20 protein-coding genes and 2 pseudogenes are annotated in these 21,066 nt (G+C 72.2%); 11 read left to right on the top strand and 11 right to left on the bottom strand.

Annotation, left to right across the window (positions count from 1 at the left end):
- The first annotated feature begins 9 nt into the window (after positions 1 to 9).
- From ACFYXM_RS10505 to ACFYXM_RS10490, 4 genes are all read left to right on the top strand, one after another.
- On the top strand, positions 10 to 477 hold the full coding sequence (locus ACFYXM_RS10505; protein WP_389288580.1) for an ArsI/CadI family heavy metal resistance metalloenzyme: 468 nt from the start codon (positions 10 to 12) through the stop codon (positions 475 to 477).
- Positions 474 to 1,703 (top strand): MFS transporter, encoded by a 1,230-nt coding sequence (locus ACFYXM_RS10500; RefSeq protein ID WP_389288579.1) that lies wholly within the window; start codon positions 474 to 476, stop codon positions 1,701 to 1,703. Before ACFYXM_RS10505 ends, ACFYXM_RS10500 begins: the two co-directional genes overlap by 4 nt.
- Before the next feature lie 822 nt (positions 1,704 to 2,525).
- A complete protein-coding gene (locus ACFYXM_RS10495) occupies positions 2,526 to 2,744 on the top strand; it encodes a hypothetical protein (RefSeq protein WP_389288578.1) in 219 nt (72 codons plus the stop codon).
- A gap of 345 nt (positions 2,745 to 3,089) precedes the next feature.
- A complete protein-coding gene (locus ACFYXM_RS10490; protein ID WP_389288577.1) occupies positions 3,090 to 4,262 on the top strand; it encodes a glycosyltransferase in 1,173 nt (390 codons plus the stop codon).
- A 14-nt stretch (positions 4,263 to 4,276) separates the two neighbouring features.
- On the opposite strand, the pseudogene ACFYXM_RS10485 reads toward ACFYXM_RS10490, so the two are convergent.
- Positions 4,277 to 4,873: pseudogene (locus tag ACFYXM_RS10485) on the bottom strand (transposase); the annotation flags it as partial.
- A gap of 38 nt (positions 4,874 to 4,911) precedes the next feature.
- Here ACFYXM_RS10485 and ACFYXM_RS10480 point away from each other — a divergent pair.
- From ACFYXM_RS10480 to ACFYXM_RS10470, 3 genes are read left to right on the top strand one after another with little or no spacing between them, the layout of a single operon-like run.
- Positions 4,912 to 5,505: a polyprenyl synthetase family protein gene (locus ACFYXM_RS10480; protein ID WP_389288576.1), complete on the top strand. Its 594-nt coding sequence runs from the start codon at positions 4,912 to 4,914 to the stop codon at positions 5,503 to 5,505.
- Positions 5,502 to 6,194 carry a polyprenyl diphosphate synthase gene (gene uppS, locus ACFYXM_RS10475; RefSeq protein WP_389288575.1) on the top strand — a complete coding sequence of 231 codons (693 nt, stop codon included), beginning with the start codon at positions 5,502 to 5,504 and terminating at the stop codon, positions 6,192 to 6,194. Before ACFYXM_RS10480 ends, uppS begins: the two co-directional genes overlap by 4 nt.
- The gene (locus ACFYXM_RS10470; RefSeq protein WP_389288574.1) at positions 6,191 to 7,036 is read left to right on the top strand and encodes a hypothetical protein; all 846 of its coding nucleotides are present in this window, start codon (positions 6,191 to 6,193) and stop codon (positions 7,034 to 7,036) included. Before uppS ends, ACFYXM_RS10470 begins: the two co-directional genes overlap by 4 nt.
- Positions 7,037 to 7,038: 2 nt before the next feature.
- Here the strand turns inward: ACFYXM_RS10470 and ACFYXM_RS10465 are convergent, their stop codons facing one another.
- Positions 7,039 to 7,818, bottom strand: coding sequence for an isoprenyl transferase (locus tag ACFYXM_RS10465; RefSeq protein ID WP_389288573.1), 780 nt, complete (start codon positions 7,816 to 7,818; stop codon positions 7,039 to 7,041).
- An 80-nt stretch (positions 7,819 to 7,898) separates the two neighbouring features.
- On the opposite strand from ACFYXM_RS10465, the gene ACFYXM_RS10460 reads away from it, so the two are divergent.
- From ACFYXM_RS10460 to ACFYXM_RS10445, 4 genes are read left to right on the top strand one after another with little or no spacing between them, the layout of a single operon-like run.
- Positions 7,899 to 8,516, top strand: a complete 618-nt coding sequence (locus ACFYXM_RS10460) for a hypothetical protein (protein ID WP_389288572.1) — start codon at positions 7,899 to 7,901, stop codon at positions 8,514 to 8,516.
- The gene (locus tag ACFYXM_RS10455) at positions 8,513 to 9,106 is read left to right on the top strand and encodes a hypothetical protein (RefSeq protein ID WP_389288571.1); all 594 of its coding nucleotides are present in this window, start codon (positions 8,513 to 8,515) and stop codon (positions 9,104 to 9,106) included. The genes ACFYXM_RS10460 and ACFYXM_RS10455 overlap by 4 nt, the downstream gene beginning before the upstream one ends.
- Positions 9,103 to 9,849: a hypothetical protein gene (locus tag ACFYXM_RS10450; protein WP_389288570.1), complete on the top strand. Its 747-nt coding sequence runs from the start codon at positions 9,103 to 9,105 to the stop codon at positions 9,847 to 9,849. The genes ACFYXM_RS10455 and ACFYXM_RS10450 overlap by 4 nt, the downstream gene beginning before the upstream one ends.
- Before the next feature lie 23 nt (positions 9,850 to 9,872).
- The gene (locus ACFYXM_RS10445) at positions 9,873 to 10,433 is read left to right on the top strand and encodes an NUDIX hydrolase (RefSeq protein WP_389288569.1); all 561 of its coding nucleotides are present in this window, start codon (positions 9,873 to 9,875) and stop codon (positions 10,431 to 10,433) included.
- Here ACFYXM_RS10445 and ACFYXM_RS10440 read toward each other — a convergent pair.
- From ACFYXM_RS10440 to ACFYXM_RS10400, 9 genes and pseudogenes are all read right to left on the bottom strand, one after another.
- Positions 10,417 to 11,760, bottom strand: a complete 1,344-nt coding sequence (locus ACFYXM_RS10440; RefSeq protein WP_389288568.1) for a hypothetical protein — start codon at positions 11,758 to 11,760, stop codon at positions 10,417 to 10,419. The genes ACFYXM_RS10445 and ACFYXM_RS10440 overlap by 17 nt on opposite strands.
- 13 nt (positions 11,761 to 11,773) lie before the next feature.
- Positions 11,774 to 12,613: an inositol monophosphatase family protein gene (locus ACFYXM_RS10435; protein ID WP_389288892.1), complete on the bottom strand. Its 840-nt coding sequence runs from the start codon at positions 12,611 to 12,613 to the stop codon at positions 11,774 to 11,776.
- Positions 12,610 to 12,960 carry a hypothetical protein gene (locus tag ACFYXM_RS10430; RefSeq protein ID WP_389288897.1) on the bottom strand — a complete coding sequence of 117 codons (351 nt, stop codon included), beginning with the start codon at positions 12,958 to 12,960 and terminating at the stop codon, positions 12,610 to 12,612. Before ACFYXM_RS10430 ends, ACFYXM_RS10435 begins: the two co-directional genes overlap by 4 nt.
- A gap of 142 nt (positions 12,961 to 13,102) precedes the next feature.
- Positions 13,103 to 13,267, bottom strand: a pseudogene (locus ACFYXM_RS10425) (BadF/BadG/BcrA/BcrD ATPase family protein); the annotation flags it as partial.
- A gap of 341 nt (positions 13,268 to 13,608) precedes the next feature.
- Entirely contained in the window at positions 13,609 to 14,742 is a 1,134-nt protein-coding gene (locus ACFYXM_RS10420; protein WP_389288567.1) for a 3-dehydroquinate synthase family protein, read from the bottom strand.
- Positions 14,739 to 16,622, bottom strand: coding sequence for a transketolase C-terminal domain-containing protein (locus ACFYXM_RS10415; protein ID WP_389288566.1), 1,884 nt, complete (start codon positions 16,620 to 16,622; stop codon positions 14,739 to 14,741). The genes ACFYXM_RS10420 and ACFYXM_RS10415 overlap by 4 nt, the downstream gene beginning before the upstream one ends.
- The gene (locus ACFYXM_RS10410) at positions 16,622 to 18,178 is read right to left on the bottom strand and encodes an AMP-binding protein (protein WP_389288565.1); all 1,557 of its coding nucleotides are present in this window, start codon (positions 18,176 to 18,178) and stop codon (positions 16,622 to 16,624) included. The genes ACFYXM_RS10415 and ACFYXM_RS10410 overlap by 1 nt, the downstream gene beginning before the upstream one ends.
- Complete coding sequence (locus tag ACFYXM_RS10405) at positions 18,175 to 19,173, bottom strand: sugar phosphate nucleotidyltransferase (protein ID WP_389288891.1); 999 nt, start codon at positions 19,171 to 19,173, stop codon at positions 18,175 to 18,177. Before ACFYXM_RS10405 ends, ACFYXM_RS10410 begins: the two co-directional genes overlap by 4 nt.
- 81 nt (positions 19,174 to 19,254) lie before the next feature.
- On the bottom strand, positions 19,255 to 20,799 hold the full coding sequence (locus ACFYXM_RS10400; RefSeq protein ID WP_389288564.1) for a condensation domain-containing protein: 1,545 nt from the start codon (positions 20,797 to 20,799) through the stop codon (positions 19,255 to 19,257).
- Positions 20,800 to 21,066 lie beyond the last annotated feature (267 nt).

The raw sequence follows: 21,066 nt of genomic DNA, 5'->3' as shown, positions 1-21,066 counted from the left end.
AGGATCGTCATGTCCCGAGTACAGCTCGCACTGCGCGTCCCCGACCTTCCCGCCTCGATCACTTTCTACAGCAAGCTTTTTGGCACCGAGCCAGCCAAACTGCGCGACGGCTACGCCAACTTCGCGATCGCCGACCCCCCGCTCAAACTCGTCCTCATCCAGGGCACACCGGACAAGGACACGCGCATGGACCACCTCGGCATCGAAGTCGGCACCACCGAAGCCGTCCACGCCGCCACCACCCGCCTCGCCGACCAAGGCCTGACGACCGACGTCGAGAACGACACAACCTGCTGCTACGCACTCCAGGACAAGGTCTGGGTCCATGGCCCCGGCCAGGAACCGTGGGAGGTGTACGTCGTCAAGGCCGACGCCGACTCGATGACCAAGCAGCAGGGCAGCACCTGCTGCGCGGACCCGGCCGTCGCCGAAGCAGGCCCGGCCGCACCGGTCGAGGCCGGTGACTGTTGCCCGTGACCGAGCTCGACGCCCACAGGGCCGCGACCGGAACAGGGGACCGGTCGCGGCCCCGCGCAGTGCTCCCGGCCCTGTGCGTCACACAGATCACCAGCTGGGGAATCGTCTACTACGCCTTCCCGGTCCTGAACCCGGCCATCATCGCCGACACCGGCTGGCCCACCGGAGCGACGACCGCCGCGTTCTCCGCAGCCCTGCTCGTCTCCGCCTTCGCGGGGATCCGGGTCGGCCGGATCATTGACCACCGTGGCCCGCGCACCGTCATGAGCGCGGGATCCGTCCTCGGCGTGGCGAGCCTCCTCATCGTGGCCGCCGCACCCAACCTGCCGGTGTTCTTCGCCGGTTGGCTGCTGGCAGGACTGGCCATGGCGGCCACCTTCTACCAGCCCGCCTTCGCCGCACTCACACGCTGGTGGGCACCCGACCACGTCCGCGCCCTCACCATCGTCACCCTGGCCGGCGGACTCGCCTCCACCGTCTTCGCACCCCTGACCGCGGCTCTCGCCGACCACATGAGCTGGCGCATGACCTACGCCGTGCTTGCTGTGATCCTCGCTGCCGTGACCGTCCCCGCCCACGCATTCGCGCTCAAGGCCCCATGGCCGGCCGCGCCGCCACAGTCTGCCCACACCAGCGACTCCGCGATCACGGTCTCACGCAGCCGGCCCTTCTGGATGCTCGCCGTAGCCCTCACCCTCTCCGCCTTCACCGTCTACGCCGTCGTCGTCGCCCTGGTCCCACTCCTCCTCGAACGCGGATACTCAACCGGCCAGGCCGCCTGGGCACTCGGCCTCGGCGGCGCCGGACAGACCCTCGGCCGCACCCTGTACGCGACACTCGCCCGCCACACCGCAGTCACCGCGCGCACCACCACCCTGATCGCACTCGGTGGCGTCACCACCGCCGCACTCGCCTTCACGCCCGGCCCCTACGCCCTGCTGGTGGCCCTGTCGATCGCGGCCGGAATGGTCCGCGGCAACCTCACACTGCTGCAAGCCACCGCCATCACCGACCGCTGGGGCACCACCCACTACGGCCGCCTCTCCGGACTCCTCGCAGCACCGGCCACCACAGCATCAGCCCTCGCCCCCTTCGCCGGCGCAGCCCTGGCCGCACCACTCGGCGGCTACCCCCACCTCTTCGCCGCGCTCGCCATCGTCTCCGCAGCGTCATGCCTGATCTCACTCCGCGCGACACCTACAAGGCGATCCTCACCCCCACACTGACCGCCCCCTCACAGATCACCCTGCTCCAAGGCACCCGCCCCCTCGCCATCACCCGCCAACCTCGATACGGCCGGGCCACACTGCAAGGCGGCGTGGAGGCCACCACCTCATTGGCGCCCGCAGGGTCTCGGAGCACTGCAGCGCCGGGCAAGCCGACACAGACCCCCACGCCCGAAGCCATGCCACCACCGCGCATATGACCTCATAGCTTGGCGCAGGCCCACTGTTGGATACACGCCAGAAGCACCGCTCACCAGCACGCCCGACAGCTCCCGCTCCTCACAAAGGCGCCCGCAGCCACGTCAGGGCCTCTCGAGATCACGCCCGTATCCCCTCAAAGACTCATGCACGGAACGGAACGGAAATTTCAACTGCCCCCACCACACTCCGCCACCCCTCGACCATCAACCCGGGCATACGTAAGCAGCAGGTCAGAGGCGTGCAGCATCCGCTTTCACGGAGTCACCCCGATACGGAAGCCCCTCACCGGCACGGATCCGCTACGCTGTCCCTGGTCGGTCGTCGGTACGTCCCACTGTCTGCCTGAGCAAGATCGCAGAGAGCATCGCACCCCGTCTGACCAGTGGGCTTGTAAACCTCGCCGGAAATCCACTCGCTGGGTTTTCCCCAAGGATTTCTACAAGCCCCGCCCGTGTCTGGTGGGAGGCCCTGCGGAAGCAGGGCATCGAGGGGCTGGTGATCAAGTCCCGGGACGGGCCGTACCCCGGGGGCCGCCGCGGGTGGAGAAAATTGCGGCACGCGGACACGGTGGACTGGGTCGTCGGGTACGCCAGTGCGGCGGGCCGGCCAACGCATCTTGCGGTGGAGCCCCCCGACGGGCGTATCGAGCTGTCGCGGCGGCTGGTCGCCCCGGTGCGTGCCCGCGCCGCCCCCGCGCTGGTCGCCTGCGGCCCGGGAGGCGAGGCGCGGCCCAGCGGAGGCGAGGTGTACACGGTGTGCGACTGCGGGCTCGTGGTCGAGGTGCTGAGCGGGACGACCCGACACGGCGCGATCACCGTCACCCGCGTCCGGGTGAAGTGACACGAGAGCAAGACGCTCAAGTCGTCCGGCAGCAGCCGAAGTCACCGGTGGCGTCGAGACCATGACGACACACCAGGGAAGGGATGCGGCCGTCGCGCCGATGGTCGACGAGGTTGAAACTGCGCGGCGGGCGCTGAAGGCTCAGCTTCACTTCAATGATCCAGAACAGGTACCGGGCCAGGCGTGCCCGTGCGGGGACTCAGGTGGTTTGCGCGGCGAGGAGTGCGACTGTGAGGAAGGAGCGGGTTCTGATCCCCCCGGCCCGCTTGCGCCACGTCGGCTGCGCCGGGCCGGCGATCGGCGATCCGTGCGAAGAGGGCCACTCTGGGCGCTAGAGTGCCTCGCGTGGACACCCCCTCTCAACTCCCCGCAGTTTTCCGTCTGATCGTGACGGGGGGAGGTACCGGCGGGCATACCTACCCAGCTCTCACCGCGATCCGTACGTTGCGGGATCGGTTGACGGCGCAGGGGCGCTCGCTCGATGTGCTGTGGATCGGCAGTGCCGACAGTCTGGAGGCGCGCGTTGCCGACGCGGAGGGGATCGCGTTCACGGCGGTGGCCACTGGCAAGGTGAGGCGTTCGTCGAACCCGTTGAAGATGGTGTCGCCCGCGAACATGCGGGACATGGCGCGCGTGCCGCTCGGCGTCGCACAGGCGCGCAAAGCGGTCGCGAGGTTCCAACCGCACGTGGTGCTCGCGACGGGCGGCTACGTGGCGGTGCCGACCGGACTTGCCGCCCGGATGTGCAAGGTACCGCTGGTACTGCACGAGCAGACCGTACGGCTCGGGCTCGCCAACCGGAGGCTCGCCGGCAGCGCCTCGCGGATCGCGGTGTCCTCGGAGTCGAGTCTGCTGCTCCTCACCGAGAGCGTGCGTCCGCTCGCGGTGGTCACCGGGAACCCCGTGCGCCCGGAGGTGCTGGTCGGGCACCCGGACAAGGCTGTGGCCGCCCTGGGGCTCGGTTTCGACCGCGCGTTGCCCACGGTGTACGTCACCGGCGGGGCGCAGGGGTCGCAGCAGATCAACAACGTGGTCGGCGGGGAGCTGTCGTGGCTGCTGGAGCGGGCCAACGTCGTGCACCAGTGCGGGCCCGCCCACTATGAGGCCCTGGCTGCGCGGGCGGCCGAGCTTCCCGCCCACGTTGCTGCCCGGTATTACCTGACGCCGTTTGTGGGACCGGAGCTGCCCGACGTGCTGGCCCTGGCCGATGTGGTGATCTCGCGCAGCGGCGCCGGAACGCTTTCCGAGCTGACCGCCCTGGGCAAGCCCGCCGTGTTCATCCCGCTCGCGTCCTCGGCCGGGAACGAGCAGGCGCACAACGCCCGGCACCTGGAGGAGGCCGGCGCGGCCGTCGCACTCGTGGGGGAGGTCACCGGGGAGCGTCTTCGCGGGGCCGTAGGCCCGCTCCTTGAAGACCCCGGGCGCAGGAAGACCATGGCGGCGGCGGCGCGGGCGCAGGGGCGCCCGGATGCGGCGGACAGGCTGGTGGACGTGCTGCTGACCGCCGCATCCGACTGAGCGCCCGGGCCCTGCTACGTATGTGGGGAGGTGTCGGCCGCATCGAGCGCGGCGCGCAGGGCGCGTACGACGTGGGCGAGCTGCTTGTCCAGTTTCCGGATCTCGGCGACCAGGTCCCGGGCGATGTCCTTCCGGACGGTCTCGATATCGCCGGCGGGGCGGACGGATCGCAGCAGTTTGGCGGCCACGTCCGCGGACAGCTGGGTCGGGGCGCCGCCGGGCAGCAGGTCACGCAGCAGCGCGTGGAGCTGGTTGACCGTGCGCACCCGGGCCTGGGCCAGGTTCACACGCCGTTCGTCCAGGAGCGCCAGCGCCGTGGTGTGATCCTCGGGCGCGAGATCCCGTCCTTCTCCCTGCAGATAAGCAACGGTGGCTGCGGCCGCTGCGTCTGTCTGGTCGTTCTTACGCCGTCCACCGCGGGAAAGTTCACGCACCCGGCTGGTCGCCGCGGCAGGCACGTCGACGACACTCTCACCGCGGGCGATGAGCCACTGGGCGAGATGCCGGCCCAGGCCGTTGGCGTTCTCCACAGCCCACTTCCGCTGTGGCCACCGCTTGGCCCAGGCCGGCAGCCGCCGGTACTCCGCCACACCGGCCTCGATCCGCATCGACCCGACCTGCTGGTTCGAGACCGGCTATGGCTCAGTCGATGACGCAACTGCAGCTCACCGCGGCCACTTCCACAGTCCTGGGCCAGATCTTCGATCTCGAGCGGGACTTCGTGGGTGTTCCGGACGAGGACCTGCTGCACTCCGTCTGCGATTACAAGGCCGCCCGGTCCTCCGCGCTCGCGCCGCTCCAGCTCGGCCTGCTCGCAGCCGAACAGGACCCTCGCGAGCACGACGAGAGTCTTCGCCGCTACGCCTGGGCCTTCGGCGTCTCGGGGCAGATGCGTGACGACTATCTGAGCCTGTTCGGCGACGAGAAGGTCACCGGGAAGCCGGCCAGCGCCGACGTCCGCGAAGGCCGGGTCACCTACCCGATCCGCACGGTGCTGCTGACCGCGTCGCCCAGCGAACGGAAGGTGCTGGACTCGGTCCTGGGCCGGCCGGACGCCTCGGAGGCGGACGTGGACGATGTCCGGCAGATCATCCGCGACCACCGCGTCGACCGGACGTTGCTGACCGACATGCGCCGCTACGCCGAACTCGCCAGCCGGGAGGCGGCCACCTGGAGCAGCTGGGGCGAGGCCGTGGCGTTCTTCCGGGACGTCTCCGTCTGGGGCATCGAGCGTCTGCTGTGAGCACCGTCCCGAGCCATGTCGGCATCGTCCTCGACGGAAACCGGCGATGGGCGCAGAGGCACAGGCTGTCGCCCTCCGATGGTCACCGCATCGGCTTCGGCAAGATTCCGCAGGTCCTGTCCTGGTGTGAGGAGACGGGCATCTCCTTCGTGACCCTGTGGATGCTCTCCACCGACAACCTGCGTCGCGCCAGGGAGGAGGTGGACGCCCTGATGGAGGTCATCACGGCCGCGGTGCTCCAGCTGGCGTGGTCGCAGCGGTGGCGTATCCATCATCTGGGTGACGCCAAGCTCCTTCCTCCGCATGTCGCGGCCGCCGTGCGGCACGCTGAGACGACCACTGCCGAGGTGCCGAGCCGGCTGACCGTGAACCTGGCCATCGCCTACGGAGGCCGAAGCGAGATCGCCGGCAGCATCCGCCGACTGCTCGCCGACTGGGCCAGCGAGGGGATCTCGCCGGGAGAGGCTGCCAAACAGATCACGCCAGAAGACCTACACCAGCTCATCAGCCGCGGCCAGCCGGACCCCGAGCTACTCATCCGGACCTCCGGTGAGCAGCGCGGCAGCGGATTCCTGCTCTGGACCGCCGCCGATGCGCTGCTGTGGTTCACCCGCACCCACTGGCCAGACTTCAGCCGCGACGACCTGGTCCGGGCCCTGGCCGAACACCGGAAGGCATACCACCGATGACCCCTGGATCCTCCATCTCATTCCTGGGCGTGGACGGCTCGGGCAAGTCCACCATCGCGCGAGCCCTGCACGAGGAACTGGCAGCGGCCGACAGGAAGGTGCGCGTCCTGTCGCGGCGCGACTATCTGCGTGAACAGGCCCAAGGGCACGTCGCCGACGCCAACCGGGCACTCTACGACGCGGGGCTGCGCGCGCTGTACTCCTTCGCCCACACCGACGAGGGACAGGCGCTCGGGCAGCTGCTCCCCGGCCCGCCGGGAGACCTCCGCGACAGCGCCTTGGAGCAGAAGCTGAACGCGGCCCGCATCAGCACCAACGACCCGCAGGCCATCACTGCCGCCGCCTTGAGCGAGATCGCCGGCAGCCTCGTCTACTACACCAGCGTCGTCCGGCCCGAGCTGGACCGGGGCACCGTGGTGATCGAGGAGACCCACCCGCTGAAGATGGTCACCAAACTGTGCCTGATCGCCGCCCAGATCGCGGCCGACGAACGTCACGGGCGCGCCGCCGTCACCGCGCGCCGGTCGGCCGCCATGATCCTCGCCCCCGACCCCTTCCGGGAAGTGCCGGTCCTCGTGCGGTGTGACCCGCAGCGAGCGTACGACCGGCTCATCGCCGCGCGCGGCGGCCTGGGGGCGCTGGAGCACCATGGGCTGGCCGGCCGTGGCTCTGGCAGGGAGGCGTACCTGGACCTGATGGTCCAGGTCCAGGAAGCCTTCGAGGACGTGGCCCAGAGCTGGCGGTGCGTCGTGGTCGACAGCGACGACGAGGACCAGGACCGCTCAGTGAAGCGAGCGGTCGAGACGATCCTCACCGACCCGCGCACCGCGCATCTGGCCTGATGTCACCGACCGTACCGGCGCTCGCGGGCCGCATACGACCGCAGGGCGCGCAGCAGGTCGATCTGCCGGAACGCCGGCCACAGAACCTCGACGAAGTGGACCTCGGCATAGGCGGACTGCCACAGCAGGAAGCCGGACAGCCGCTGCTCACCGGAGGTGCGGATGATGAAGTCGGTCGCGTCGCGCCCGGCCGAGGAGTACAGGTGCTCGGAGATGTGCTCGATGTCGAACTTCTCCACGAGCTCCATCGGGTCGCCACCGGCGGCAGCGTGCTTCTCGAAGGCGGCCTTGACCGCATCCACGATCTCCCGGCGGCCGCCGTAGCCGACAGCGACGTCGACCCTCATCCCGCCTCGGCCGACGGTCCGCGCGGCAGCGGCCTTCAGCTTCTGCGCACTGTCCCCGGGCAGCAGGTCCAAGGCGCCGATGATCTCGATCTCCCACGGGCCGGCCGTGGCGCAGACGTTCTGCATGGTCTCTTCGATGACCTCAAGCAGGGGCCTGAGCTGTTCGGCAGGCCGGTTGAGGTTGTCGTCGGAGAGCATCCACAGCGTCACGTGCTCAAGGTCCGCCTCGACGCACCAGCGCAGGAACTCGCTGACCTTGGCTCCGCCAACCCGGTAACCCTCACGCGGGTCGGAGTGACCCTGCCCGCGGGCCCAGCGCCGATTGCCGTCGAGCATGATCCCGACGTGCGCGGGCCGGGGCGCGCCCTTCAGCTTGCCGACCAGGCGCCTGACGTACACCTTCTCCAACGCCGACCGGACGGCCTTGAACGTCACGCCGCTCCCCTTCTCTGTTCACCCGCGCTGCTAGATCAGCGTCACCGTACCGCCATCCTCACCCGTCCGAAGCAGGTTCGATGCTGACATCCACACATCTCGCCACCACGCTCGATGCGATCGACTGGAACCGGCCGCGCGCCTGCGTGAAAGCCAGCGAGGAGACCCTGGGCGCCCTGGCCAGGGAGCGGGCGCTGCTGACCGAGCTGGTGCGCTCCCTCGTGGACGACCCCGACCGGCTGAGTAGGTGCGAGACCAATCCTCCGGTCGACCGGCTCGTCCTGGCAGAGGACACCACCGCGGCCGACCGGTTCGCCGCCCACGTCCTCCACGGCGGCTACGTCCACACATGGAACCGGCGCACCAGCCGGACCCAGACAGGGCCGGTCACCTCCGACGATCTCGCAGCCGGCACCGTCACCGTCGAAGGCCCCGGCAGCAGCTACTTGTATTCCCACTCGCTCGTTCACCAGACCGCCGTCCTCCCGGGCTCGATCAGCCTCTTCCTGCACGGACCGGTGCGCCAGAGCCAGTGGCACTTGGCATCAGACCTGTACGACGACGGCCACCGACACCAGGTCCGCGACGACACCCGCTACCGGTGCTCCGCCCCCATGTCCCACGCCCAGCTCAAGACCCGCGTCGCCGAACTGGCACGCCTCGGAGTCATCACCACAGAAAGGCAACCCCGCCCGTGACCCGCCTTGCCCTGCTTGCGCCCGTCACCGCGCTGCTCGACCAGAGCAGCGCTCCCTCCGACGTCCCGGACAGCCCCGACATCCTCCACGGCGGATGGCTCCCTCACGCGGCGCGCCAGGCCCTCACCCTGATCACCGGCGCCCACGCCGCCCACGCCGAGGCCTCGTTCACCGGGAACGGCCACACCTACCTCCTCCTGCACCACGACGACGATGTGGCCCTCTACCTCCGGACCCACGCCGAGGGCACTCCCGCCCCCGCCGAGGCGACCGAGAAGACCGTCACCCTCACCCTGGCCGGCACCCACTACCTGGAGTGCTTCCGCCATCGTGGCGACGTCGAGGCCGATCACCCCTGGTACCTGCGCGCCTTCCCGCCCGAGAGCGTCTACGCCTGCCACCCGGGCACGCTACGCGCCGTGGAGACCAGTCCGGACGGCGTTCAGCTGGTCGCCGCCCGCGTCCGTCTGGCGCCGGAAGGGCGGCCTCTCGCCGCCGACACCTACCTGGACAGGCTCACGGCCGCGCAGGCGTTGATCGCTCCCGTGCTCACCGGCGGCCGGGCGGCCACGGAGGCGAGCACGCGATGACGACCGCCGCCCCGAGCTGGCTCGACGACCTGCCGGCCATCGACGACACGGACCTGCGGGCCAGCCACCGCGCCCGCATCGAGATCCTCGAGCGTCTCAGCACCGACCAGAAGCTGCTGACCCGCCTCGTCCACGAGATCGAGCACGACCCGCACCGCCTGGCCGAGAGCGAGATCCACCCGCTGATCAACCGGCTCGTCCTCTACCAGGACGACACCCGCGGACTGCAGATCCGCCTCCACATGTCGCCCGGCACCCGCGAGCTGGTGCCGCACGACCACAAGTACTCCTTCACGGTGAAAATCCTCAAAGGCGCCTACGTCCACGTGTGGCGGCGCCGCACCGGCACCAGCGAAGAAGAGTTCACCGCCGCCGACATCGAGCCGGGCGTCATCACCATCGAACGCCCCGGCTCGGCCTACACCTTCGGCCACCCGCTGATCCACCAGACGGTCATGCTGCCGGGGACCGTCACCCTGTTCACCCGGGGGCCGCGGGCCAAGAACCGGTCCCATGCCGCGCTGGACATGCTGCCCGCCGCCAACGGCTGGCCGGAGGCATCTCAGGCGGGCAAGCCCAAGCACGCGCGCGGGCAGCGGCCAGTCACCATGGACGAGTACCTCGCCATGCGGCAGCAGCTCGCCGACCAAGGCGTCATCGCCGCAACCCGAACCAAGAACCAGGTCAGGGAGGGGCGTTGCGCGAACTCCGCAACACCCCGCCCGGCGCCACTTCCCAAGTAATGCCACTCCCCGAGATAAAGAGGATGCGTACCGTGACTGATCGAGATGCATTGGAATGGGCCCTGGTCGGCGAACGGCCGGAGCCGGCCGGCTTCCTGAAGGTCGGATGCCGCACCTACCGCTACCCCGACGGCCGCGAGGGCGACTGGGACATCCTCAAGGGCCCGCGGACCGTGGCACTGGTGGCGCTGACGGACGACGGCCACGGAGTGCTCGTGTCCCAGTTCCGCCCCGGCCCGGGGAAGGTCCTGAAGGAGCTGCCCGGCGGCCTGGTCGGGCCGGACGAGCCCGTCGAGGACGCTGCGGCCCGCGAGTTGCTGGAGGAGACCGGCTTCGAGGCACGGTCGCTCACCGTCGTCATGCAGACCTATCTGGCCTCGTACGCCACCCACGTCCGCTACGCGGTCCTCGCGCAGGGCTGCCGCAAGGTCGGCGAGCCCCGGCCCGACAGCGACGAGTTCGTGGAGCCGATCACCCTGCCCCTGGACGAATACGTGGCCCATGTCCTGGGCGGTCAGCTGACCGACGCGGACATGGGCCTGGCCGGCCTGGTGGCCGCCGGCCTGCTCAAACAGACAATCTGAACGCCGGCCCGCCGAGCTTCTGGGTGAGCAACTCGGCTATCCCGGCCGGAGCCTCGATGTAGAGACGGGTACCCGGTTCGGTGCCGGAGGCGCGCACGGCGATGTGGCCGTGCGCGCCGTCGTCGTAGTGAGCGACCTCACCGGCGACGTCGGCGCGCCATGTGGGCAGCAGGCCGGGAAGAGCGCGCAGCACGTCGGTGAGCGGGGCGGGCGTGGTGTGGACGAGCTGGGTGTGCGGGTGGGCCTGGCGGACATCCTGGACCGCGTCGTCCAGGTCCTCCAGGGACGTGAAGGTGCGCAGGAGGGTGGTCAGGGCGGCGAGGGCGTCCCGTTCGAAGTAGCCACCCGGGCCGGTGACGTGGACGAGGGCGCCGTTGGGCTCCAGTCCCAGTGCCGGCACGGGCTGGTCGCGCCATGCCGCCACGAGGTGCTTGAACCCGACGTCGGTCTCGGTGACCTTCAGGCCGCGCTGTGCCCGCCTCGCGGCGCGCAGAGCCATGCGGGGGGCGACGTGGGTGGTGATCAGCCGTTGCACCGGCAGTCCCGCGTACAGCAGCGCGGCGGCCTGTTCGGCGCTGGGGACGTAGCCGGAGCGGCGGGTGAACAGCACGAGCCGGTCGCCGTCGCCGTCGGTCATTGCCAGCAGCGCCCGTTCGCGGTGGGCGAGTTGGCCCAGGAGGGCGCGCCCGGTGTGTTCGGCGTGGACGCGGGGGACGGGATCGGGGCTCTGGCCGGCGAAGAACGGCAGGGGGCGCCCACGCAGGACCCGGATGCCGGGCAGGCGCTCCGCGAGGACGCCGACCGCGCCGTGGGCGGCGTCGAGGAGGACGTCGCCGTCGAAGGCTCCGGCGGCTGTGCTGAGCGGGTCGCCGACGGCACCGACGTAGGGGCTGAGGATGTCGGTTCGCGGGTGGTGGCGCACCTCCAGCAGGCCCGGGTCGAAGGCCGCGTCCACCGGTGGTTGGGGCCAGGCGATGCCGTGCCCGGAGCGGTCGCGGACCTTGATGCCGATGTATCCGGGCGGGTTGTGGCTGGCGGTGACGACGACGGCCGCGGACAGGTCGGGCCGGTGGTGCACGAGGTGCCCGAACGCGGGCGTGGGCCCAGGTGTCGCAGCGAGGTAGGTCGTCAGCCCGTGGTGGGCGAGCAGGTCGGCGGCGAGGTGTGCGACTTCCCGGGCGCCGGCCCTGGCGTCGTGCCCGACAAGGACGTGCTCGCCCAGGACACCCTGGGCGGCGCAGTGGTCGAGGGCGGCGAGGAGCTGCGGTTCGGCCCAGTCCGGGCCGGGACGGCCGCGCCAGCCGTCGGTGGTGGTGAGGGAACGCATCGAAGGATTCCTTCTACAGGTGGGGAGCGGCCGGTGGGCGCAGCAGCGCCGACAGGTCCACGTCGGGTGGTTGGAGTGAGGCGAGCCAGCCGTCGAGCCGGGCGGGCCGCGCGCGGGTCAGGTCGCGCCCGGTGGCGTCGTTGACGGTTCCGCTGGCCGCGGCGACGGCGAGGGCGGCGGCCGGGTAGTCCCACGGCGCGGCTCCGCTGCCGGGCCGGGGCAGGTAGACGGCGGCCGGTGCGCGGCCGAGGGCGACGTAGGTGATCTTCACGCTGGCGGTGGCGACCGGATGCGCGGACCAGCCGGTGCCAGACATGCGGGCTTGGACGGCGTCCGCCTGGCCGGGGCTGGTCAGGACGGTGCGGGGTCCGTGGTGGGGCAGCCGGGTCACGTCGCCGGTGACGTGGAGGAGGCCGGGTGCCGCGCTGACCCGGATGTCGTGGGCGGGCAGGTCGATGACCCCTTGGGCCGGGATGCCGTCGCGGACCAGGCAGATGGCGATCGCGTAGCCGCTGCTGCCGGCGAGGAACGGCGCGGTGCCGTCCAGCGGGTCCACGAGCAGGCAGTCGTCGGGTAGTTCGGGGATCTCGGCCAGGCCCTCCTCGGCGATCACCGGGATCCCGGGGAACGCGCGGCCGAGCTCGGTGGTGAGGCGGTCTTGCAGGGTGAGGTCGAGATCGGTGACGGGTTCGTGGCCGCCGTGGACGCTGGCCTTGTCCCGTGCGGGGGCCGGGGCCGCGCGGAAGCGGGCGATGTCCTGGCGGCAGGTGTCGAGGGCCGGGCGCAGCGCGCGCTCCAGATACAGGTCCGCGTCAGCCCCCGGCTCGGCGCGTTTCGCGCGCTGCGTGCTCATGACCGGCTCCCCGGGATGGGGTCGGCGTGTACGGGCATGTCCCGGCCCAGGGCGGCGATCGCCGCCGGGTCCCGCCACAGGTCGAGCAGGTGCAGCAGGCCGGGCCCCGGGCCCGCGGCCACCCGGGGAACGACACCGTCCCCGAACTGGGCACGGGCTCGGCTGAGGAACCGCTCGCGCAGGGCGTCGGCGTGGAGAAGGGAACCGGACAGAACGAGTACGGGCGGGGCCGCGGCGGTCATTCCTACGGCTCGGCAGACCGCCTCGGCCCCTTCGGCCAGCTCCCGGGCAGCGTCGTCGAGGAGCCCGGCCGCCACCGGATCGCCCGCGCGGGCCGCGTCGAGCACGAACGGCGCGAACGAGGCGACAAACGGCTTGCGGGCGGGATCGCCGTGTACGGCGTGGAAGAGGCTCTCGCCGAGGGGGGGCGTCCGCGCCGGGGTTCGGCGGGCACCAGCGGCGGGCGGCGTCGACGAGCGCGGTGGCGGGGCCGCGGCCGTCCAGGGCCCGGACGACGGCCCGCAGCGCGCGGGCCGCGAGGTCGTGGCCGCCGCCTTCGTCGGACAGTAGCCACTCCAGCCCGGAGGCTCGCGCCCAGCGGTCGCCGTTGCGGGCGGCGAACCCGGTGCCCGTGCCGCAGATCACCACGCACATCGGGCCGTCGCCGTCGAGGAGCAGCGGCACGATGTCGTTGGTGACCAGCGCCGGGACGGGCGGGTGGCCGGCGGTGGCCAGCGCCCGCCGCATCAGGGCGGCGAACTCGTCAGCGCAGGCGCGAGTGGAAGCGGCGCCGTGGGCGGCGACGACTCCCCGCAGCGAGTTGCCGCGCGGGAGTGCGCGAACCAGCCCAGCCAGGGTGTCGTGCGCCTGGTCGTGGCCCACCGAGCGGGGGTTGATCGAGGGCCCCTCCCGCTCGGCGAGGACGGAGTCGAAGGTGGCCAGGGCGGCCCAGGTGCGGCTCCCGCCGCCCTCGATCAGCAGCCAGTACCGATCGGTCATGGGCGGGCCGCCAACTCGGACACGGCCTTGTCGTAGGAGGTGCGGTCGATGTCGTCGGTCACGGTGCAGTTGCCGGGGGTACGGGGCAGGACGAGGTGGAGCGGGCCTCCGCGGACGCGGCGGACCGTGTCCATCCCCTCCCAGGTGAGTTCCCGCATCGCCTCGGGCAGGGCGGAGGGAAGCCGGTAGGCGTCGAGGAGGCCGAGAATCCGGTCCCGTTCGGCCAGGGTGGCGACGTCGGTCAGGTGGGCGTGCGCGGCCGCGACCGCCATGCCGACGGCGACGGCTTCGCCGTGCAGGACCTGGTAGCCGGTGGCGGCTTCGTAGGGGTGCCCGATGCAGTGGCCGAGGTTCAGCAGCCGCCTCAGGTCGCCCTGCTCGAAGGGGTCGGCGGCCAGGAGGCGGAGCTTGGCGGCGATGGCGGCGCGGACGATCCCGGTCAGCGCCTGACCCGTCGGCAGCCGATCGGGGTGCTGCTCCAAGGCGTTGACCAGGTCCGGGTCGTCGATGAGCGCCACCTTGATGACCTCGGCCAGGCCGTTGCGGACGTGCCGCTCGGGCAACGTGCCGGTCAGCAGCGGGTCGACGAAGACGGCCGCGGGGTGGTGGAAGGCTCCGAGGAGGTTCTTCGCGCCGTTGTCGTCAAGTCCGCCCTTGCCGCCTATCGCCGCGTCGACCTGGGCGAGGACCGTGGTGGGCAGCAGCGCGTAGGGGATACCGCGCATGTACACGGCGGCGGCGGTCGTGGCCAGGTCGCACACCATGCCGCCGCCCACCGCGAGCAGCAGGGTACGGCGGGAGGCACGGTGGCGGTGCAGGGCGCCGATCAGGTCGCGCAGCCCGTCCGGGGACTTGCTCGCCTCGCCGGCCGGGACCGGCACCACCTGGAAGGGCCGGCCGGTGGACAGGACAGCGGCGGTGACGGCGCCGAGGTGGTGCTCGGCGGCTCCGGTGTCGACGGCGATCACCACGTCGGGGCTGTCGAGCCGGTCCAGGACATCGGTGAGCAGGCTGCCCGGGCGGGTGAGCAGACCATCGTCGACGTGGACGGCGTAGGTGTCGATCCGGTGTGCCCTGACCAGGATTGGGCCCTGGTTGAGGAAGGACAGGCCGAGGTGTGAGGAGGTCACGCCAGCTCCTTGAGGATGCGGTCGGTGAGCGCGTCCGTGGTCAGTCCGGCCGCCTCGTACAGGGCGGTCTGCGGCCAGCCGGCGATGCCGTACGTGTCGACGCCGATGGCCAGGCCTCCGTCGCCCAGCAGAGTGCCGAGGACGCTGCTGGGCGCGTTGTGGATGCTGACGGCCTGCACCCCGGGCGGCAGGAGCCGGGCACGCTGGTCCGCGTTGAGGCGGGAGAAGCGGCTGGGGCTGAAGACCTCGACGACCCGGACCGTTCGGCCGCGGGCCTGCAGCTGCTCGGCACTCTCCAAGGCGTGTTCGCGCATCGCCCCGGCCGTCACCAGAACGAGGTCGGGGGCGTCGGCGTCGGCGAGCGTCCAGGCACCCGAGCCGGTGGGGCGGGTAGCGAGTTCGGTGAGGCTGTGGCGCACGGGCACCGCTTCGTGCGGCAGGCGCAGGTAGGCGGGGCGCCCGGAGGTGAGGGCTTCGGCCGCGAGGAGTTTGGCGGTGTTGATGTCGGCGGCCTCGAACAGCTCCAGTCCGGGGATGGCGGCGAGCGCGGCCAGGCAGCCGTCGGACTGCACCATGGGGCCGAGCGGGTCGCCGAGGCCCCCGGAGGTGCCCACCAGCAGAACGGGCAGCTGGGGGAAGGCGATCGACTCGCGGATCTGGTCGAGCATCCGCCAGTAGAAGCCCTCCATGGAGCACAGCACCGGCCACAGTCCGGCGCTCGCCGCGCCGGCCGCCAGGGAGGCGGCGTCCTGCTCGGCGATGGCGCACTGCAGCACGTCCGCGCCGGGGGTACCCCAATGCCAGGACCCGACCTTCTCCATCCGCGCCAGGAGGCCGGAATTGCGGATGGCGTCGGGGGCCATCCATAGCAGGGGCAGCCCGGCGAGCTCCTGGGCGAGGTCCCCGCCGAGCGCCTTCTTCGCCACGACCTCGGCGCCCTCGGGGTGTCCGGTGACCAGGCCGAGAACCTCGGCACGGGAGGGCCGGACCGGAGCGGCGGCCGCGGGCCGGTTGCTGGACGAGGCGCGGGCCGTGGCCGCGTGAGGGATGTGGCGGTCGATGACGGCCAGGGCCGCCTCGATCAGCGCGCCGGTGTCCCAGTCGGGCAGGTGCCGCTCCTCGACCTCCGCGGACAGGGTGTTGGAGCCCTCGACCTCGGCAGCCAGGCCCATGCCTTTGACGGTGTTGAGGATGATCGCGGTCGGACGGTCCGTCTCGGCGAGCAGCTCGCCGGTGATGGCGTCGATGTCGTGTCCGTCCAGGCTCACCGCGCGCCAGCCGAACGCGGCGAACTTCTCGGCCCACTGCGCGCGGTCGAGCTGGATCACGCTGCCGGATCCGTTCGCGTCGACGAGCGCCACCAGGTTCTGCAGGCCGAGGCGGGACGCGGTCATCGCTGCCTCCCACACCTGGCCCTCGGTGCACTCGCCGTCGCCGAGCACGACGAAGGTCCGGGTGCTGAGGCCGTCGCGCCGGTCGGCGAGCGCGGTGCCGGCCCCGAAGGACAGGCCCTCGCCGAGCGCGCCGGTGCTCATCTCCACGCCCGGCACACTCCCGCGGACGGGCATCCGGGGCACCGGGTGGCCGACCTGCCCGAAGCCGGCCGCGTCCTGCCACGTCATCTGGGGCATGGCGCCGAGCGTCCACAGCGCGGCGTACCAGGGGGCGGCGGCGTGGCCCTTGGAGTAGATGAGCCGGTCGCGGACCGGGCCCGGCTCGGCGAGGGTGGTGGCGCCGGAGAAGTACAGCGCGGTGATCGCCTCCGTCATGGAAGAGGCTCCGCCCGGGTGCTTGTTGGCGGCGAAGACGAAGGCGCGCAGGCCCTGCGCGATGGTCGTCAGGTCCTTCGGGGCCGGCTGGGGCCGGAGACGGATACGCATCAGAGGGTGTCCTTGGGGTGAGAGGCCGCGGGCCGGATGCCGTGCGGCTCGGAGGGTGTGGGGGTGGTGAGGCGGGGGCGGTCGAGCTTGCCGCTGGCCGAGGTGCGCGGCAGCGCGTCCACGACCAGCAGCCGTGAGGGAACGGCCGCCGCCGGAAGGTGGTCGAGAAGGGCCGCGCGCAGGCTGGCCGGAATCCGGTCCTGGCCGGCGGAGAGCAGCAGGTGCGCGGTCAGGCGCGGCGGTGAGCCGTCGACGCCGGGTTCGGCCGTGACGGCGGCCTGGTCGATGCCGGGCTGGGCTTCGATGGCCGCTTCCACGCCGTGGAGGTGGAACCGCACTCCGTGGATCTTGATCTGGTCGTCGGTGCGGCCGTGGAAGTGGAGCAGGCCGTGCTCGTCGATGCTGCCGAGATCGCCGGTGCGGTAGGTGACCTCGCCGTCGGGGCCGAAGCTGAACTTGGCGGCGGTGAGGGCTTCCTCGCCGAGGTAGCCGCTGGTGCCGTAGGCGGTGCGGATGACGATCTCGCCGACCGTGCCCGCGGGGGCGCGGACGCCGGGCGGGTCCTCGATCCACGCCTCGCTGCCGGGGATCGGGCGGCCCAGCGGCTGGATGCCGGGCACCGGGCGGTCGACCGGGTGCCAGCAGCGGATGAGGGTGGTCTCGGTCGGCCCGTACTGAGTGACGATGACGCCCTGGTAGCCGAGTTGGGTCCGCCACCGGGTGATGAGCGTGTCGGTGAGCGGCTCGCCGCTGAACAGCACCGCCCTCAGCCGCGGCAGATGCACCCCGGTGGGGGCGAAGCGCAGCCAGGCGCGGGCGACGGTCGGGACCGTGTGCACCAGGGTGACACCGGATTCGGCGAGCCACGGCAGGACGGCGCCCGGGGACACGGTCCCCGGTGGCGGCAGGCACAGCCGGGCCCCGGACGTGAGCGGGAGGAACACCTCCCGCAGGGACACGTCGAACCCGGGCCCGGACAGGTGCGCGATCCGGTCGGCCGGTGTGACACCCAGGGCGGAGCGGAGCCACGTCAGGAACGCGGCGAGGCTCCGGTGCCGGCCCAGGATCGCCTTCGGTACACCGGTGCTGCCCGAGGTGAAGAACACATACCCCGCCTCCACGGGCCCCGGGCCTGCTGCCGGGCCGACCCTGCGCAGGGAGACACGCGGCTGCCCGCAGACCCGCAGCACCGGAACATCGCGGTGTGCGGGGGCGTCGACGTTCCCGGCGAGCAGGTCCACACGGGCCCCGGCCCGGGTGAGCATGCCGGTGCGGGCAACTGGGGGGAGCGCGGGATCGAGGGGGAGCAGGACACCTCGGTGCAGCAGCACCGCCACCCACGCGGCGGCCAGGGCCAAGCCCCGGTGCGCGGTGACCGCGACGACCTGCCCCGGACGCACACCGGCCGCCTGAAGCTCGGCGGCGACGCCGCCCACAGCCTGCCCCAGCTCCCGGTACGTCCACCGGCGCTCCCCCTGAGAGACAGCGATGTCGTCCGGCGTCCGGGCGCACCAGCCCAGGACCTGCGCGGCGACGGACGGCTCCCGGCCGGTCATCGCCGCGCCGCCAGCCGCAGCAGCACCTCGCGTGTCCGGACCGGGTCGCCGACGACCTCGCCGACGACCCGGGTCCCAGCGGCGACGTGGGCACCCGGCAGCACCAGAGCGCTCTCCACATGGGCCCCGGCGCCGACCACGGCGTGCGGGCCGATCACGGCCGGGCCCTTCAGGCGCACGTCCGCGGCGATACGGGCCCCTTCGCCGATCAGGACCTGCTCGCCGACGTCGGCGCTCGGGTCGATCTCGGCTCCGGCGCCGGGCGCCGTCGGCACGGCCGCCGGCGTCCTCCCGGCGGCGGCCTCCAGGTTGCCGGTCAGAAGCTTGGCCGGCGTGCCGATGTCCCGGAGATAGATCTCGCCCGCGTCGAACAGCCCCAGCGGCGCCCCGGGCGCCGGCAGGCCGGGCAGGGTGTGGCTGGAGAAATCGGTGAAGCCGTGCTCGGGTATCCGGTCGAGCACGTCCGGCTCGACCACCCACGCTCCGGTCGACCCCAGCAGCTGGCCTGAGGAGGAGGCCGGCTTGAAGTGGTACCCGGCAGCCGTGCCCGACCGGGCCCGGCCGGGCACGAGCACGTCACCGGCCCACAGGGCCCCGTCCCGCGCGACGGCGGCCACGGTCACCGCCGCGCCCACCGAGCGGTGATGGCCGATGAGTCGGGTGAGGTCGGCCGAGGAGACGATGTCGGCGGGCACCACGAGAACCGGCTCGCCGGCGAAGAACGCGGCCTGCTGGCGCAGGCATCCACCGGTGCCTGCCGCGGCCGCCTCGGGCAGCCACCGCACCGGCGCACCGGCGGGCGTTCTGGTGCCGATGATCCGCTGGTACAGCGTCAGGTCGGCGACGGGGACGATCACCCCGGTCTCCTCGATGCCGGAGCGGTCCAGGTGCTCCAGGACGGGGGCGAGGACCGGGCGGTTCGCCACCGGCGCCAGAGGTTTGGGCAGCATGGGTGTCAGCGGCCTCAGGCGGGATCCTTGCCCGCCGGCCAGCACGAGAGCCTTCAATGGGTTGTCCTTCTCCTGGGACCGCGCACGGGCGGCGGGTGGGGTCCGCCTTCTCGCGGACCGGCGGTACTACGGGTGACGCAAGGCCACGGGCTGATCGGGATCCGCGGCGAACGCACGCAGGGTCTGGTCGAACGCGGCGATCAGAGCGGCCACCGCGGCGCGGTCGATCACATCGGTGCGGTAGGTCACGGCTCCGGCCAGCGCACCGGCGGTCCGGGTCAGTCCCACGCTCACGTGGCGTCGCGCACTGGCCGTCCCGGCCACCGGCACGGCGCGCATCGGCCTGCCGCCCAGTGCCCGCAGACGCGCGAGCCCGGGAACGATGTTCAGCGAGAACTTGATGTTCGCCATGTCCGGGCGGCCCAGGTCGAAGAGCGTCTTCTCCAGGTGGAGTTCCCGGTGATCGTCCGCTGCCCGCCAGGAGTGCCTGACCCGGTCGACCACGTCCGCCACGGACCCCGCCGTCAGCCGGGTCCGGGTGAACCGGCCGTTGACGAAGAAGCCCACGACGTCCTCAACGCCCAAGACGGTGCGGCTCGCCGTGGCACTGGCGATCAGAACATCGTCCGTGCCGGACCACTGGCCGACAGCGAGGTGGAACAGGCCGAGCAGCACTTCGAACAGCGACGCCCCCATCGTTCTGGCCCGCTCTTCCAGCCCGCTGACCAGCCCGCCCGGAACCTGAACGGGCAGCCGCGCGGCAGGGCCCGCCGGACCGGCCGGACGTGGCGCTCCCGGCAGACGCAGCCCGACCGCGGGAAAGCCCTCCGCCCGTCCCCGCCAGAAATCCAAGTGCCGGTCGAACACCTGGCCGGTGAGGTGGGTGCGCTGCCAGCGGGCGTAATCGCCGTACGCCAGCTCCGGCGCACCCCCGGCGTCCGGGTTCTCATACAGCGCGGTCAGATCGGCGAGCAGCAGCGCCCAGGACCAGGGGTCCATCACCAACTGGTGGGCCGCGAACACGAGCCGCCGCTCGCCCGCCGCCTGGACCAGCCCGAAACGCACCAGGGGCCCGTCGAGCGGTATCGCGTCGGACGCCCACCGGTCCGTCGCCTCGCCGACCGGAACCTGCCCGCTCGGCGCGACCAGTTCCAGGGGCAGCGGAGCTGCGCACACGTCCTGCGCCGGACCGTTGGCGGTGCGGACAAGCCGGGTGGCGAGGGCCGGATGCCTCCGCGGCATCCGGCCCCACGCGGCGCGCAGACGCCCCGGGTCCACCGACGAGTCCAGCGCGGCCGCGTACGCCACCTGGTACTGGTGGTTCCCGTCGATGTGCCCGATGACGGACAGCAGTCCCTCCTGCTGGAAGGACACCGGATGCCGGCCCTGACGCTCCAGGGCCACCGGGGCACCGGTCCCGGCGGCCGGAGGCCGCAGCAGAGCGCGGGCCGCGTCCACGAGCCGCGGGTGGCGGTACAACCACCCGTCCGGGACCACCCGTCCGGTCGCTTGGGCGACGGCACTGGCGACGGCGAGCGCGGTGAGCGAATCGCCGCCGAGCTCAAAGAAGTCATCGCTCATGGAGACCGGGCGGCCAAGGGCCGAGGCCCAGACGCCGCGCACTAACTCGGTGACATCGTCCTCACCGGACGGCGGTATCGGTGGCGCCATCAGGGCTTCCTCTCTTCGTCCGGCGCTGCCGTGCGCATGCCCAGGGGCGGGGTCCAGCGCGGCAACGCGGCAGTGCCGGGAGTCCCTCACCGGCCCGTCGAATCTGACGGCTCGGGCCGTTGCGCCACCAGGGGCGCGGGGGGGGGGGGGGGTGAGGCCCCCCCCCCCCCCCCCCCCCCCCCCCCCCCCCCCCCCCCGCCCCCGCGGGGGGGGGGGGGGGGGACGGGGGGGGGGGGGGGGGCGCGCCGCGCGGGCTCGGGGGCGGGC

This window comes from Streptomyces sp. NPDC002476 (assembly GCF_042889785.1).
Lineage (GTDB): Bacteria > Actinomycetota > Actinomycetes > Streptomycetales > Streptomycetaceae > Streptomyces.
This window is presented reverse-complemented; position numbering and strand designations above follow the sequence as displayed.

What these genes read in the sequence shown, in the direction of transcription:
- ACFYXM_RS10505 (WP_389288580.1), top strand. Translation starts at nt 10, where the DNA reads ATGTCCCGAGTACAGCTCGCACTGCGCGTCCCCGACCTTCCCGCCTCG.
- ACFYXM_RS10480 (WP_389288576.1), top strand. Translation starts at nt 4,912, where the DNA reads ATGACGCAACTGCAGCTCACCGCGGCCACTTCCACAGTCCTGGGCCAG.
- ACFYXM_RS10470 (WP_389288574.1), top strand. Translation starts at nt 6,191, where the DNA reads ATGACCCCTGGATCCTCCATCTCATTCCTGGGCGTGGACGGCTCGGGC.
- ACFYXM_RS10460 (WP_389288572.1), top strand. Translation starts at nt 7,899, where the DNA reads ATGCTGACATCCACACATCTCGCCACCACGCTCGATGCGATCGACTGG.
- ACFYXM_RS10450 (WP_389288570.1), top strand. Translation starts at nt 9,103, where the DNA reads ATGACGACCGCCGCCCCGAGCTGGCTCGACGACCTGCCGGCCATCGAC.
- ACFYXM_RS10445 (WP_389288569.1), top strand. Translation starts at nt 9,873, where the DNA reads ATGCGTACCGTGACTGATCGAGATGCATTGGAATGGGCCCTGGTCGGC.
- ACFYXM_RS10440 (WP_389288568.1), bottom strand. Translation starts at nt 11,760, where the DNA reads ATGCGTTCCCTCACCACCACCGACGGCTGGCGCGGCCGTCCCGGCCCG.
- ACFYXM_RS10435 (WP_389288892.1), bottom strand. Translation starts at nt 12,613, where the DNA reads ATGAGCACGCAGCGCGCGAAACGCGCCGAGCCGGGGGCTGACGCGGAC.
- ACFYXM_RS10415 (WP_389288566.1), bottom strand. Translation starts at nt 16,622, where the DNA reads ATGCGTATCCGTCTCCGGCCCCAGCCGGCCCCGAAGGACCTGACGACC.
- ACFYXM_RS10410 (WP_389288565.1), bottom strand. Translation starts at nt 18,178, where the DNA reads ATGACCGGCCGGGAGCCGTCCGTCGCCGCGCAGGTCCTGGGCTGGTGC.
- ACFYXM_RS10400 (WP_389288564.1), bottom strand. Translation starts at nt 20,799, where the DNA reads ATGGCGCCACCGATACCGCCGTCCGGTGAGGACGATGTCACCGAGTTA.